General features: G+C 31.3%; 11 protein-coding genes. 5 read left to right on the top strand and 6 right to left on the bottom strand.

What is annotated here, in order from left to right; translation table 11 throughout:
• Positions 1-295: 295 nt before the first annotated feature.
• From AABL52_RS14865 to AABL52_RS14850, 4 genes are all read right to left on the bottom strand, one after another.
• The gene (locus tag AABL52_RS14865; RefSeq protein WP_016087819.1) at positions 296-1,423 is read right to left on the bottom strand and encodes a Ger(x)C family spore germination protein; all 1,128 of its coding nucleotides are present in this window, start codon (positions 1,421-1,423) and stop codon (positions 296-298) included.
• Positions 1,420-2,523 carry a GerAB/ArcD/ProY family transporter gene (locus tag AABL52_RS14860; protein ID WP_016087818.1) on the bottom strand — a complete coding sequence of 368 codons (1,104 nt, stop codon included), beginning with the start codon at positions 2,521-2,523 and terminating at the stop codon, positions 1,420-1,422. The genes AABL52_RS14865 and AABL52_RS14860 overlap by 4 nt, the downstream gene beginning before the upstream one ends.
• Positions 2,510-4,018 (bottom strand): spore germination protein, encoded by a 1,509-nt coding sequence (locus AABL52_RS14855; protein WP_341517802.1) that lies wholly within the window; start codon positions 4,016-4,018, stop codon positions 2,510-2,512. Before AABL52_RS14855 ends, AABL52_RS14860 begins: the two co-directional genes overlap by 14 nt.
• 847 nt (positions 4,019-4,865) lie before the next feature.
• Positions 4,866-5,909 carry a Fic family protein gene (locus AABL52_RS14850; RefSeq protein WP_016087816.1) on the bottom strand — a complete coding sequence of 348 codons (1,044 nt, stop codon included), beginning with the start codon at positions 5,907-5,909 and terminating at the stop codon, positions 4,866-4,868.
• Between the two features lie 1,320 nt (positions 5,910-7,229).
• On the opposite strand from AABL52_RS14850, the gene AABL52_RS14845 reads away from it, so the two are divergent.
• Positions 7,230-8,606, top strand: a complete 1,377-nt coding sequence (locus AABL52_RS14845; RefSeq protein ID WP_341517801.1) for a lytic polysaccharide monooxygenase — start codon at positions 7,230-7,232, stop codon at positions 8,604-8,606.
• Between the two features lie 137 nt (positions 8,607-8,743).
• Here the strand turns inward: AABL52_RS14845 and AABL52_RS14840 are convergent, their stop codons facing one another.
• Both AABL52_RS14840 and AABL52_RS14835 read right to left on the bottom strand, forming a co-directional pair.
• Positions 8,744-10,159 carry a phosphatidylinositol-specific phospholipase C gene (locus AABL52_RS14840; protein WP_061672044.1) on the bottom strand — a complete coding sequence of 472 codons (1,416 nt, stop codon included), beginning with the start codon at positions 10,157-10,159 and terminating at the stop codon, positions 8,744-8,746.
• A 407-nt stretch (positions 10,160-10,566) separates the two neighbouring features.
• Positions 10,567-11,136 carry a hypothetical protein gene (locus AABL52_RS14835; RefSeq protein ID WP_061672043.1) on the bottom strand — a complete coding sequence of 190 codons (570 nt, stop codon included), beginning with the start codon at positions 11,134-11,136 and terminating at the stop codon, positions 10,567-10,569.
• Positions 11,137-11,793: 657 nt separating this feature from the next.
• Here AABL52_RS14835 and AABL52_RS14830 point away from each other — a divergent pair.
• The 4 genes from AABL52_RS14830 to AABL52_RS14815 all read left to right on the top strand — a co-directional run bounded on the left by AABL52_RS14830 (position 11,794) and on the right by AABL52_RS14815 (position 15,018).
• Positions 11,794-12,636 (top strand): metallophosphoesterase, encoded by an 843-nt coding sequence (locus AABL52_RS14830; protein ID WP_341517800.1) that lies wholly within the window; start codon positions 11,794-11,796, stop codon positions 12,634-12,636.
• 208 nt (positions 12,637-12,844) lie between these two features.
• Positions 12,845-13,096, top strand: a complete 252-nt coding sequence (locus tag AABL52_RS14825) for a hypothetical protein (protein WP_000548621.1) — start codon at positions 12,845-12,847, stop codon at positions 13,094-13,096.
• Positions 13,097-13,276: 180 nt separating this feature from the next.
• Positions 13,277-14,002 carry an ABC transporter ATP-binding protein gene (locus AABL52_RS14820; RefSeq protein ID WP_341517799.1) on the top strand — a complete coding sequence of 242 codons (726 nt, stop codon included), beginning with the start codon at positions 13,277-13,279 and terminating at the stop codon, positions 14,000-14,002.
• Positions 13,999-15,018 (top strand): ABC transporter permease, encoded by a 1,020-nt coding sequence (locus AABL52_RS14815; protein WP_341517798.1) that lies wholly within the window; start codon positions 13,999-14,001, stop codon positions 15,016-15,018. Before AABL52_RS14820 ends, AABL52_RS14815 begins: the two co-directional genes overlap by 4 nt.
• Positions 15,019-15,027: the final 9 nt, after the last annotated feature.

Here is a 15,027-nt window from a genome sequence, read left to right as displayed (position 1 = left end):
AAAACCAAGATATTCGTACGACCTCAAAAAGCCGAAATTCCTTCATTTAGGAACTTCGGCTTTGATGCTATGTCATGGAGTTGCAATTGGAATGGAATCTGGCATATATACTGCACCAGAATTATAAGTTCTTCAGTTCCTTAAATTAGAAACTTGTACTTGATTACCGTAGTTGAATTGTTGCCCTTTTAAAAGAACCGAAAAATTTTTCTTTGAGTTAGCGTCTTTTACATAATAATTATTGAGGAAAGGAAATTCAACTGAGAAAAGCTGTCAAATAAAAGAATAGGCTAATCTAATTTCTAATGGTCCCAGTATCTTTTATTTTGACGTGTGTCTTTACATTTATTTTAGCCTCTGCTAACGCTTGCAACCAATCTCCTTTTACTTTTTTCCACTCATTATATTGAAAGGCTCTAGCATATAGGGATAATCCGATTGGATCAATTTTGTTCTGCTGTATTTCATTTATTATATTTTGTAAATTATTATTAATTTCTTTTTGAATAGTCCTTTTTAAACTATTTATATTTTTTTTATTATCATAGTGACCCTTAATTAAATTCGCATTGGTTTTTTCTATTAAAGCTACATTAGCATATATATCGAGATCAAATACAAATTTTCCATTTTGAAAATTAACATCTACCTTTCTTGTCGCGTTCTGTACGAAGATAGAAGTGTTTATTTTTTTGTTGGACTTTTTAGGGGGAAGCGCAAGGTGTAGTATCATTCGCCCGCTACTTTTTTGCTTATTTATAAGATTGAAAAATTTAACATCTTTTTTAGGAATTTGAGTTAAATATTTCCCTTTTCGATTTAAAAATGCAATTCCTACTGTGTCGATTTCATTCTTTGTTTTTTTGATAATTGGAACAGTTTGCGTCATTCCTTCTTCATTTTGTTCTCTCATTAATTGTTGAATTGTAGAAGAGACGGATTGGTTATTTTGAATTGACGATTCGATTACACCATTTATATAAGATGAAAGTGATGGTTTACTAGGCTTCTGAATTTTAAAAACTTCTTCTGCAGGTCCATCTACAAGTACTACTTTAGCATTAATGGTAGCGTAAGGATCACGGTAAGAAGAATCAAGCTCCTGCAACCAATTTGCTTCTTGCGCTAATTTTTTCCCAATTAAAATGATTTCAGCCTTGGAAGCTGTCATAAAGCCCGTTAACTTCGTATCTATCTTACTGAATCCAGTATATACAGTTGATGCTTGTGTCCAATGTTCTATAGTACTTTTGGGCTGTTTATGATGAAAGAGTGGTATACTTGTTCCAACTTTTATGTCTCCATTAGGGGTTCTATCCAAGCCAATTAACAGTATTAATGAAACCTTCTCAAGAGGAATTCTTTGACTGCAACCAATTATATATATACAACAAATCACAATCCATATCCATTTTCGAATCAAAGTTGTTTCCTCCTAGTAATCCAAGTGAAAAGAATACTGTAAGCGAAAAATAAAATTGGTAATAGAATAAAGAAAACGACATTTAAGATGTCCATAAGAGAATATATAAACAAATATTGATCCACATCGGGATTTAGGAAAATAAATAGGCCAACTATAAATAACATAAAAGCAAGCAGCGCCCAATTGCGGGCGTTTTTTTGAAGTGAAATGGTCACAGATTCAAAACTGAAAAATAAATACGGATATATCGTAGTAGAGAATACAATTAAATAGTAAGCGATATATATAATTTCTAATCGTTCTATGAAAGAAAAACGAACTCCTTTTAACAGATGAAATACTGGCCAGATTACGTCTTTTATCCCCTCTGGACTAAAGTATATATAAGAAAGAATAGTCACATATAGATAGAAAAACATGGTTCCGGTATTCGCAATTAGTAGTCCTTTTATGGCTTTTTGTTTTTTTTGTAAAAACGGGTATATATAATATGCAAGTTCTAAGCCAGCATAAGGAGTGATGGTTTCTTTTGTTGCCTTTACAATAGGGTATAATCCATCTTTAACAATAGGTAGTAGGTGTAAAGGGTTGTAGTTAGTCTGTAGTGAAAAAAGAAGAAATAGTGGCATCCAAGTAGTGAAGAAGAAAACAAGCATAGAATAACTAGTAAGAGCCCTTAACCCACTCAGGGCTAAAATAATAAAAGGCAATAGTAATAATATGGTGATTTGATAAGCAGGAGTGGAAGGGAATATCCACACTTTTACAATATCGGTTGCCTTTAATAAAGTATTAAAGCCAGCAAAGAATAGATAAAAGGCATATAAAAGAAAAAGAATTGTCCCTATCCATTTACCAAAGTATGTTTTTAAGATTTGTGAGAAATTTTTGTTAGGGTTTTTTTGTAACATTAATATAATAAATACGCCGATTATAGAAGTAGTTATCCATCCAAGTATGATAGAAATCCAGCCATCTGTGCCAGCCGTAGTAGCAAGTGGGCTTGGCATAATTAACATACCTGATGCAAGTTGCAGTGAATGAATGAAAATAATAAATTCGAATAAAGTTATGTTTTGGAATTTAAGATTCCCCATGCGAACCACCTTCTTTTTTCTTTTTTTGTTTCGGCTGTCCTGTACTCGAGCGGGTGGTAATCATAGAAATAGGAAATCTTACAAAAGAATCTTTTAATTCATTGAGTCGAAAGGGCGCGATTGGCAATCCGTATGGTGAGCCATAGGAAGTTAATGAAACAAAATGAGCAAATAAGAGCATTAATCCACTAACAATCCCTACAATCCCATAAAAGTATGCCAATAACATCATTGGAAAACGAATAAGGCGTATAGAACTTGATAAATCATAATTAGAAACAATAAATGATGCAATGGCTGTAATAGATACGATAATAACCATAACGTTACTTACAAGACCAGCTTGAACAGCCGCCTGTCCAATTACAATCCCTCCAACAATTCCTATGGTTTGTCCAATGGGTTGTGGTAAGCGAATGCCAGCTTCACGTAGCATTTCTAGTGTAATTTCCATTATAAAAGCTTCCAATAAGGGGGAGAAAGGGACTTTGACTCTTGATGTTGCAATAGAAGTGTATAAGTCTATAGGAATGATTTCAAAGTGAAAAGAGACTATAGCAATATAAAATGCCGGTAAAAAAATAGCTATAATAAATCCTGCAAATCGTAATAAGCGAAAAAATGATGCAATGAGCCAATGGATATTATAATCATCTGGAGTTTGAAAAAATCCAATTAAATTCATTGGAACAATCATTGCACCAGGGGATCTATCCATTAACACTGCTACTTTCCCATCAAGAATATGATTTGAAATTGCATCTGGGCGTTCGCTTAAATAAGCTTGTGGAAAAGGAGTCCAATTTTGATCTTTTGTATAATTAGATAGTTCTCCAATGCTCAATACCGCATCCGTATTAATTCTACAGATTCTAGTTTCTATTTCTTGGACTACATCTGCGTTTGCTACATCACCTAAGTAAATTAAATAGACTACTGAAGTTGCTCGTTCGCCAATTGTCAGCTTTTTGATCTTTAACTCTGTTGAAGGAAGATATCGACGAATTAAGCCTATATTTTTTGTGGCATTCTCAATAAATCCATCATGTGAGCCTTTAATAGTAACTTCTGAGATGGGTTCTTGAATTGCTCTTTCTGCCCAGCCTTTTGTATTTATTAGAAGTGAGCGCTTTTCTCCTTCCATAAATAGAACACATTGACCCTCAAGTAATCCTTCTTTAATGTCATTCCATGTATATACTATTTTGGTATGAGTAGCAATAATATTAGAATTAAATATTTGGCTGTCCTCATTTACTTTTTGTAATAATGGTGTAACAACATTGCCTTTTAAAGCGACACCATCTGTAAGGCCTTCAAAATAATATAGTAAAATATTCGTGTTTGTTTTTAATTGCAAAGGATGTTCGATTAAATCTGCACTAATATCAAAGATATTATCTAATGTATTTTTAAGCTCTTCTAAGTTACTTGTTTGGATCCTTTCAATGTTTTTATCTGATTTAATTTCTAAGGTCTCTTCATTTAAGGACAAAATTGACACCTCTTTAATATATAACGATTAGTTGTATTTATTATTTTTATATGATGGAATTTTATTCACAAATTTAAACAAATTGGGAATGGAAGTTAATAATTAAGAGCAAAAAAGTAGAGGTAATTTGTGTGAAAATATAAGTATCAAGATAGAATTTGAATGATTATACAAAAAAGAGCCCTGGATAGGCTCTTTTTCATAGTTGGTAAATATGTAGTCAACAATAGAGGGAAATTAAGGTAGTAATTTAGATGTCTTTAAGTTAATCAGCTGAATTTTGTAGGAAGAATTCTTTTTTATAATTTAATGCTCGATTAAAAAGGACATTACATTTATTTGGGTGTTCTAGTGTATTTGAACTTTGCATGCTAACAATTTTTGTTTAGGGACAAAATGTTTTTTCTGAATTGACAGAAAGATTAAAGCGCAAAATTCCTATTGATTATTTTGGTAGGTATCAAATATTTCTTTGGCCTTATTTTCTTGATGTTACCGTACGTTTATATGTTTCTATGGGAAAGAAATATTTTCATTTTTATAACCCTCTATTGTTTGATTAAGATAGTAACATGAAAATGAAACGTTTACAACCAGAAAATAAAGAAAAAATATTAAAATGCGACTTTTTTCGACAACTTTTTTGTGTTTATATAATATTTTTATAGGAAAAGGTGGAGGGAAACGTACCTTTTCCTATAAATTTTTTGTAGGAATTAGAAATAACTAAAGTAGTAATAATAGCCTAAAATTAAAATGAAATTCAATGAATTTGAACCTAAAGTCATGAAAACTATTGATAACGTTACCATTGAATTTTTGAACTGTAAGAGTTTTAAAAGTATAGTCAAACTTTAGTCCATTTTGCGTTTCTTCCTTTTGAAACTAGCTTAATATGCCCAAATAATTGCAATGAATTTAAAGCCTTACTGATTGTACTCTCTGCAATGTCTGGATAAGTGTTACGAATACTTTCCTTAGTAAAGGGTTGTTTTTGTTTAAGTATAAAATCCTGGATTCTCTCAACTTTAGTATGTTTACATATAGAATCTAGAACTGTGTTATGAAGATCTTTGTAAGCCTCTAATATAATTGTTAAAAACGTTTTTAACCAAAAGCTATTATTATGTTCCTCGCAGTACCAATTCACCGAAGATTTATAAATCGAATTGTAATAATCAGATTCATGTTTCTTAATATATTTATCCAAACATACATATTTTACAAATGTATGTCCACTCTTAATTAACAGCAATTGCATTAACATAAATGCCAGCCTGTTATTACCTTGATTGAAAGGGACTATGCAATAAAAATTTAATATAAAACGAGCTATTAATAAAAGTGAATGTAGCCCCTTACTAGTATTTAATGAGTTGTATTGATCACATAATTGCTCCATAAACTGTGGAATAAGTTCATGCGGAAGAATGCGGTAACTATTCAAGTGCATTCCATGTTCTGGAATTCCTGGAATAATAAAAGGTTTTTCACGCCATTTGGCACTGTCCGAGGTAATGTAATGTATTAGTTGAAAATGCAATTCCTGTATAGTTGCTGGATTAATTAATAAAGTACAGGAGTTTTTATGTACAAAAGAAAGTGTTTGATAATAACAAAAAATAGCATCTTCTGAAATATTTTGAGGTACTATATCATCTAAAATAAGCTCTTTTAATCTTTTATTAGGAACTTTTACATCTTCATAAATAGTTGTAAAATTTTTTATGTAATGTAGTGGTATAGTTTTTTCTAAATTATTAAATATGTCAGGGTTTTGTTCCTGATAAGCAGCTAATTTTCCTTTGAACTCGCTAATGTCACTTATTAAATTTATTAACCTCCTTTTTAATTCAATATTTTTATACTTATCATCAAAAAAGTCTCTCATTTTTGTTCCCCCTGTAACCCCTTAACACGTTGTTGCATGTATCTTTCCATTCTAAAGGTATTCCACGACATCATTGTAAAATAACGACATTTTTGTTCTGATTTTGATCGTGTTTCAGAATCTATATTTTTATTTGGTATTTAAAATATAGAAATTATAAAGAAGAATCGTTAGGATTCAATTTTAATAGGCATAATCCTAACATCAAATGTACAAATGTACAATAAAAAAATAAAAAATATAAAACTATCGACTCTTTTGAAAGATAATAAATTAATTGTAGGTATAAATGTGTTTTAGTTTAAGAGTAAATATTGAAGTGGTAATAAAATTTTCATAGTTGAAAAAATAGATAAGTAATTAATTTGTGACAGTTATGTGCCTAATCAATTCATTTGCAATGATGAGAATTCCACAATTAAATCCTAACGAGCCTAAATTTCTATATTTAGCCTAAAGATTAGGGGGCTATATTGATGAAATGTATCATTAAATATAGAAATATGTAACGTTTAACACTTGTGTTGTAAAATATATTGACATAAGTTAATTTAAATACTAGGTACAGGAGCAGTTAATAACAATTCAGTAAAGTACCCTTTAAACGTTTCACCCTAAAAACGTTTATATTTATAATAATTGCAAGCAAACTGAAGTTTTTTTGTTTGTTCCTGTACCTTATTAGGTAAAAATAATATAATAAATTGATAAAACTTTATGGAATAAATTGGGTTTTCGATTCCTTTCTTTTACATTATCAATCTCTAGATGATTTGTTTAAAATAAGGATTTACAGGGTAGAAGATGACTATTCACCAGTACTATAAAGTTAAGTTGGATATCTTATGGTATCTTATAGGAAGAAATATAAGATTAAAAGGATTTGTGTACATTCACCATGTGAATATAAGTAAATTATTTATTGTGTTTTTTAAGGTTTAGAAAATATGTGTGAATTTAGCTTTGGAAATGACTTATTTGCAAGTTATATAATAGAAATGTGAAGTCTGGAAGAAACTGATATTATCAGTTCCTTCCAGACTTTTTTACTTTAAAAGTGTATTTTTTCTAAATAAGGTATAATTCCTTAAATTAATATTTGAATTTTTTGTGAAATTAAGTGAGGTTTTCATTCCTCTATTAATACATAATGTTACAAAATAGAGTTATTGTATTTATTTTATTTTTATATGAGATTAAAAATAATAATAAATGTAACAATGTATGAGTGATATTAGTATATTTACTAGTAATTTGTTCGTTTATCTTTATATTGCTATTATATTAGCGATAACAATAATATATTGGGGGGGGACAAGAATGAATTTGAATTTAACATCTAAGTTAGAAAGATTAAGAAAAAGTAAAAAAGGAATTGGTGCTTGTGTTTTAGCTGCAGGAGTGACGGCAATTACAATGATTCCTCAAAGTGCATATGCACATGGGTTTGTTGAAAAGCCGAGTAGTCGTGCTGCTTTATGTAGTCAGAATTATGGAGCATTAAATTTAAATTGTGGAAATGTAATGTACGAACCTCAAAGTCTAGAAGCACCAAAAGGATTCCCAGCTGGTGGACCAATTGATGGGAAAATTGCTTCGGCAGGAGGACTGTTTGGAGGGATTCTTGACCAACAAACATCAAATCGCTGGTTCAAAAACACAATAAAGGGGGGAGCAAATACATTTACATGGAAATACACAGCGGCACATTCTACAAGTAAATGGCATTATTACATTACAAAAAAGGGATGGGATCCTAATAAACCATTAACACGTGCTGAATTAGAACCAATTGGTACTGTGAACCATGACGGTTCGGCCGCATCAAATAATTTAACACATACAATTAATGTACCAACTGATCGAAATGGTTATCATGTTATTTTAGCTGTATGGGATGTAGCAGATACGTCAAATGCGTTTTATAACGTAATTGATGTAAATCTAGTAAATAATGAAACTCCCGATACAGTAGCTCCAAGTCAACCAACTGGATTAAATGCGTCTAAAGTTTCTGCCAATAGTGTTGCACTAACATGGAAGGCCTCTACTGATAATATAGGTGTAAAAGAATATCAAGTGTTACGCAATGGAGAAGTAATTGATACGGTACCAGGTACAACTTTTACTGATAAAAAACTAAAAGCAAATGCGGAATATACCTATACTATAAAGGCATTAGACTCTGCTGGAAACATATCAAAAGAAAGTGAAAAACTAAAGGTTAAGACAACAAATGAAACTCCAGATACAGAAGCTCCGACTCAACCGAAAGGATTACATAGTATGAGTAAAACAGCGACAACTGTTGATTTGATGTGGAGTCCGTCTGAAGATAATGTAGGTGTTGACCATTATATTGTATATAGAGAAAGCGCTGGGGTTATGAATAAAATTGGGGCAGCTGATAATACATCCTTTATGGATAAAGATTTGAAGACTAATACATCGTATAAGTATGTAGTGACGGCGGTTGATTTAGCTGGAAATGAATCTAGTAGAAGTGATGTTTTGAATGTAACGACAAAGTCAGAGGATTCCACATATGAAAAATGGGATGCAAGAAAGGCATATACTAAAGGTGATAGAGTAGTACATGAAGGAAAAGTGTATGAAGCGGTTCAAAATCATCAAGGAAATGGCGACTCAAATTGGATTTTTGCCCTATCGCTTTGGAAGCCAGTTTTGAATAAATGATAAGCGGGGAAGGGTAGTTATCACTAATTCTATGTGCAATACCGAAACAGGGGTGAAGTTTTTAATCTCCATCTCAACATATACGAAATGAAATTAATAAAGAATCCCAATGGAATTCCATTGGGATTCTTTATTTTCTAATTTGTAATAGCGTATATTTTCACTGTAAATTTGTTAGTGGCACCAATTGGACTTGCAATATAATATTTAGTATTCGTGTAAGCTTCAGTCCTAGATCCATGTGAAATATTTTTCCAACGAGTAGAATCTGTACCTAGGGAAACATCAATCATTACATTGAAAGAAATAGTAGAAGGATGATCTTTTTCTGAAGGCTCAATAACCCATTTTAATTCCTTAGTACCTACAGGTAAACTATCAATTTTAAAGTTTTGACTGGATCGGTTTTTTTGTCCGGATAAAGGGCTAGATTCGGATGAAATCTGCGAAATTAATATTTCTTTTTCATTCAAATGTATACCATTTAATTTAATGATATTGTCAATTAAACCTGGCCCAGGAAAGTCAGCTGCGATGATACCAGAATGTTTAATTCCACCTTGTTGCAAGAGTTCGGTCCCAAGTGTATTCATACCACCATAATATACTTGTCCATTTCTATCGCGGGGGAAATCACTCCACGCATTAGTGAGATTCGTTTGAATCAACTTAGGACTACTATCAGTATTTCTGTTCTCTTTTCCACTTGCAACAAACCAAGGATATACATTATTTAAAAATGCGGCTGCACCACCTGTGCCACTAAAATGGTTAAGATAGATTTTATCATTGTTAAAATTATTATTTGTATTTTGAAGGTGGGTTTTCACCGCATTCCATTTTTCATACATTCCGTCTGGTCCGTTTTCAATTTCAAATGTATCTTGTATATTTAAGCTATCGTAATTAATGCCATATTGCTGAGAGGCTGTAAAGTTTTGTAAGATTACAATTTGCCCTCGGATATCGCCTAGAGTAGGATTATTTCTTTTTGAAGTTGGTACAGAACTTGAATCCCAAAAATAGGAGGAATTAAGGTCTTTGTATTTTTTAAGTATTTCTTCAAATGATAGTGAGCCGCTTTCAGGAGTAGTTTCTTCTTTTAAGCGCATTAAAATTGTTTCTGTAGGATGATCTTTTAAAAATTGAATTGCCTCTTTTAATACATCTTCAAACATTGCTTTTTGATTTACAATCCCATGATACATTGCAAAAGAATCTTTTACACGTTTAACACGCATATCTACATATCGAATTCCAGAATTTAATTGTTGGGGTAGACTCATAGTTTGATTTCTTGTCAAATTTTCATCAAGAAAACTTGCTCCATGTAAAGCCATTGTACCGTGAGTACCTGGAATAGATATTTCACTTAACTTTGTTGAATCTGCTACCTTCGACATCCACGATGGATTTTGATATCCTATATTGGATTCATAGGAATAACCTGGATGACTATCAGCTAAAATAGGAGATGGTGTACTTAAACTTGCTAGTGTAAAACATGTGAGGATGCTAATTTTAAAGAAATTTCTCATTTTTATTTTGTTCATTTTATCTCTCCTGACTTTTAAACAATAGCTATAATAAGATGGTTTTTTACTATATTTATTGTTTTTTATTCCTAATGTAATGAATTTTTGTAATTAAAAAGAGGTAGTGAGCTAACTTAAGATATTATTAGTTTATTGTAATAATTTATATCTAATAGCCAAACGGATTTTTAAAAAATTGAAGCATAGATAGGTAAAAATAAGCTTTTTGCTGTATTGTATACAAACAAAACAGAAGCCTTAAAAAGACTTCTATTTTGTGACATAGTATGAATGATAAGGTGGTTAACAAATTAAGATAATGTGAGTGAGCGGTAAAAATCTATTTATAGCTGTTTCAGGAATTTCTTATAACAAGGCTATTTAGGAAAAGTGGTCCCTACAATGCTAATAAAAATTAAAACATTTTACTCATTAAAACTTAGACTAACTACAGTTGCGATAGATTGGGCTGCATGTTCCCAGCTTCCATCTATAACTTTACCAATCTGCTGACCAAGTGTATTTAAATCATTTGGATTAACTGGAATTCCATTATACGCAGCAAGAATTGATAAAAGTGGAGCAGCAAATGGTGTCCAACCACCTCTATCAATATTAAATACAGGCTTATCTACTACTTTTCCATCTTGCACAGTAAACTCATAATAAAATTGATCATCTGGACGGAAACTTAAATGATGTGAAATTTGTCCCTTAACATATTTTTTTCCTGCACCTAGATTTACTACTTCTATTTCTTTTACGTTAAATTCATGCTCAAACACTTTTATTTTTTTGACTTCTGGACCATTTAAGGCAGCATTAACAGCTGTTTCTAAATTATTTTGTGCTAATGGTTGAATACTCATTAGTGCCTCTTGTTGTTGGATAGAAGCCTCTTTTTCTGCAGCAAACACTGATGTAGTAGGTAGTGCACCTGTTGCTAATGTAGCTGCAAGTGCTGTTGACATCATGATTTTTCTTTTCTTCTTCATAGTTTTCTTCCTCCTTTTAAGTTATGATATATAATCTTTTAAAGACTGACACGGTGCATTATTTTATTTCATAATTTACACAAAAATTAGTTTGAAAATTATGTGAAAATATGTCAGAAAATTAAAATCAATTATATATGCATTTACAATGATATCTATCTACACATATTATTTCAATTTTCTGATTAACATTGTAATAATCACTTTTCATAAGTGAATTTAGTGTTTCAATTCTCTCTATGTACGTTTTAAATAAATTAAAATCGTAGTGGTAATAATATATTTGCAAGCAAATGTCGTATATACTTCGAGAAAAATACACAATTTTTTTATAAAAAACTATAGGAATTATCATTATATCGTTATTAAACTAAGTAAGATAAATGATAATATGATGAAGAGCTTCCAGCGATTCGCTATAAATTCACTAGAAAATGAGCATGATATCATACACTCATGAAGGAAACCTAGGATATTAAAGCTCCACTTTATAGCAGTTAATACGAATGGGATTGGAAACCAGCTAAGTGTTCATTAGAGACGTATAACACTATGAAAATACTTCAAATCAATTAAAAAGTTTCAGTTATTCTGAATTCGAAGGGCACGGAATGTTTATTGAGAATTGTAGTACTGATCAAAATTTTAGGAGGAAATATGAACAAGAAGGCTAAAAGAATCATATTACTTATTGCTACATTAGTAGGTAGTAGTATCTTTTTATATTTACAGAACAATTTAATAAGTATAACTGAAGTTAAAATAACATCTAATAAAATCCCCTCTTCTTTTAAAGGTTTTAAAATTCTACAAATTTCAGATTTACATAATAAAAAATTTGGCGACAGTCAAGAAATTTTAATTCAAAAAGTAAAAATCATAAATCCAAATATTATTGCTATTACGGGTGATCTAATTGACAGTAAATCATACGATCCGGAAGTTAGTATGGAACTAATCCGAGAACTTGTAAAGAAGTATCCTGTCTATTTTGTGACAGGAAATCATGAAAAATGGTCAGGAAAATATAATGATTTAGAGAAAGAGTTGAAGCAACATCATGTTATTGTTTTAAAAAATGAACATGTAACTATTCAAAAAGGAGAACATAAAATAACTTTACTTGGTATTGATGATCCGGAATTTACAACTGGAAACCGTGATGAAGGAGATGTTGTAAAAGATGAAATTTCAAAAGCGAAATTTGAAATGAAGCCAGATACATACAATGTATTACTATCCCATAGGCCGGAATTTTTGACAGAGTATGCTAAGGAGAAAATAGATTTAGTGTTATCGGGGCATGCTCATGGAGGACAAGTTAGATTGCCATTTATCGGAGGATTAGTTGCTCCGAATCAAGGAATTTTCCCTACATATACAGCCGGTTTATATGAAAAACAAAATATGTCTATGGTAGTAAGTAGAGGATTAGGCAATAGTATCATTCCACAAAGAATTTTTAATAGGCCGGAACTTGTAGTCGTACAGTTAAATTGAACTGTACGATTTTTTGTGCAGAAAAAATAAGCCATATGTAATTTATACAAGTTTACATTACAATTTTGTTAAAAATTTTCTACGTTACATAAAGTAACAAAATTTGACCCGGAGAGTTTGTTATAGTGTAAATAATCAAAAAACTTAAAAAATTTCGAGTGAAAATTGTGATAAGTAATTCACATAAAAAACTTAAAGGGGTGTACACATGCATAAAGAATATGAAATTGAAGAATATACGGCGATTGAGGAACAAATACATTATTATTGTAAATGTTTATTAGTTAGTCATCCTGATCAAATTATAAAGTATTTAGAAAAAAGGTTAGAAAAATATGCAGAAACATTACAATATGCACATTTATATCCTGACACAGTTATTTTACCGTTACAGCAGTTAGTTATCGAATATTCTTTAGATGTTGCTAGAATTAGAAAGTATATGAATTTAAAAACGTAAAGTAAAATATATAATTTAAATGAAACAGAGTCGACTTTAAGAAATGATATTCTAATGTCGACTCTGTTTCATTGTTCAAGATTGAAAATACATACTAATTAATGAAGTTTGACATATAATTACGCAAGAGTAAAATAAAAGTGAGTACTCACTCATTTTATAGAAAAGGGGGAATAAAACGTGCAGCAACCTTCCATTATTTTGCGAACTGTGTCAAAAAGTTTCGGGAAAAAAGAAGTGTTACACAATCTTTCACTGCAAGTTGAAAGAGCAGAGATATTTGGTTTAGTTGGGCCTTCAGGTTCAGGAAAAACGACTCTTATTAAATTGATTGCAGGTATTAATGAGGCAACGAAAGGTGAAGTGTTTGTTTACAACACGAACATGCCTAATTTAAATGAAATGAAAAAAATTGGTTATATGGCTCAGGCTGATGCATTATACGAAGAACTATCAGCATATGAAAATGCAGATTTTATTGCAACGATGTATGGGTTAAAGGGAAAGCATAAAAAAGAAAGAATTGAAGAGGTTTTTGACCTTGTACAATTATCACAACATATGAGAAAGCAAGTACAGCATTTTTCAGGTGGTATGAAGAAGCGTTTATCATTAGCGATAGCACTCATTCATGAACCTGAAATATTAATTTTAGATGAACCAACTGTGGGGATAGATCCGCTTCTTAGAAAAACGATATGGGAAAAATTTTATGATCTTAAAAAGAAAGGCACTACCATTATTGTAACAACACACATTATGGATGAAGCTGAGTTTTGTGAGCGTCTCGGATTGATTAGAGAAGGAAAGCTAGTTGCAACTGGAACGCCTGAAGAATTGAAAAAGCGGGTATCATCAGGTCGGATTGAAGATGTTTTTTTACTGGAAGAGGTGGCCCTATTATGAGAATTACTGGTGTAATCATTCGTATTATTCGCCAATTCTTTCGAGATAAGCGTTCGTTAGCTATGATGTTTGGAGCACCAATGTTGTTACTTTGGTTATTGTCGCTAGTATTTACACAAAAAGACTATGTACCGCATATTGCAGTTGTTGATATGCCAGCCCAGGTAGTAAAAGTGATGGGAAATCAGGAAGTGACAATTTATGAATATAGTAAAGAAAAGGCAATGTCTGAGTTGGAAAAACAAAAGATAGATGCAGTCATTCATTTAGAAAGTGGAAAAATGAATATTGTATTAGAAGGAAGTGATTCATCAAAAAATCGTGCTGTACTTCAAGTTTTACAAAAGAGTACAGAGAAGAACGATGTATCGATTATGAAACCTGAAGTGAATTATTTACATGGTTCTAAAGATTTTACAATGTTTGATGGGCTCGGTCCTGTATTAATCGGTTTCTTTACATTTTTCTTTGTATTCATTTTATCTGGAGTGTCTTTCGTAAGAGAACGTTTAAGTGGTACTCTAGAAAGATTATTATCAACTCCGGTAAGAAGATGGGAAATAGTTGTAGGATATATTGTTGGTTTTGGAATCTTTGCATTTATACAATCCGTTATAATCGTAAGTTTTTCAGTCTATATTTTAGACTTATATGTAGCTGGCTCCATATGGCTAACGCTACTTATTACATGCATGCTTTCTTTAACGGCATTAACTTTAGGGACGTTTTTATCGGCATACGCAAATAATGAATTTCAAATGATTCAGTTTATACCGCTTGTCATTGTGCCACAAATTTTCTTTTCTGGATTGTTTCCAATTGAATCTATGAATAAGTGGCTCCAAATGTTAGGGAAATTATTCCCGCTTACATATGGCGCTGACGCAATGAGACAAGTGATGATTCGAAATCAAGGATTTACAGAGATTGCATTAGATCTTACTGTATTGCTACTTTTTTCTCTGTTATTTGCAATAGGAAATGTATTTGCATTAAAGAAACATCGAAAAATATAATGATGATAC

This window comes from Bacillus paramobilis (assembly GCF_038096195.1).
GTDB classification, from domain to species: domain Bacteria; phylum Bacillota; class Bacilli; order Bacillales; family Bacillaceae_G; genus Bacillus_A; species Bacillus_A mobilis.
The sequence above is the reverse complement of the archived record's forward strand: the minus strand, read 5'-3'. Positions and strand labels throughout refer to the sequence as shown.

Excerpts from the sequence above, each read along its gene's own strand:
- AABL52_RS14860 (WP_016087818.1), bottom strand. The coding sequence starts at position 2,523 with ATGGGGAATCTTAAATTCCAAAACATAACTTTATTCGAATTTATTATT.
- AABL52_RS14850 (WP_016087816.1), bottom strand. The coding sequence starts at position 5,909 with ATGAGAGACTTTTTTGATGATAAGTATAAAAATATTGAATTAAAAAGG.
- AABL52_RS14845 (WP_341517801.1), top strand. The coding sequence starts at position 7,230 with ATGAATTTGAATTTAACATCTAAGTTAGAAAGATTAAGAAAAAGTAAA.
- AABL52_RS14840 (WP_061672044.1), bottom strand. The coding sequence starts at position 10,159 with ATGAACAAAATAAAAATGAGAAATTTCTTTAAAATTAGCATCCTCACA.
- AABL52_RS14835 (WP_061672043.1), bottom strand. The coding sequence starts at position 11,136 with ATGAAGAAGAAAAGAAAAATCATGATGTCAACAGCACTTGCAGCTACA.
- AABL52_RS14830 (WP_341517800.1), top strand. The coding sequence starts at position 11,794 with ATGAACAAGAAGGCTAAAAGAATCATATTACTTATTGCTACATTAGTA.
- AABL52_RS14825 (WP_000548621.1), top strand. The coding sequence starts at position 12,845 with ATGCATAAAGAATATGAAATTGAAGAATATACGGCGATTGAGGAACAA.
- AABL52_RS14815 (WP_341517798.1), top strand. The coding sequence starts at position 13,999 with ATGAGAATTACTGGTGTAATCATTCGTATTATTCGCCAATTCTTTCGA.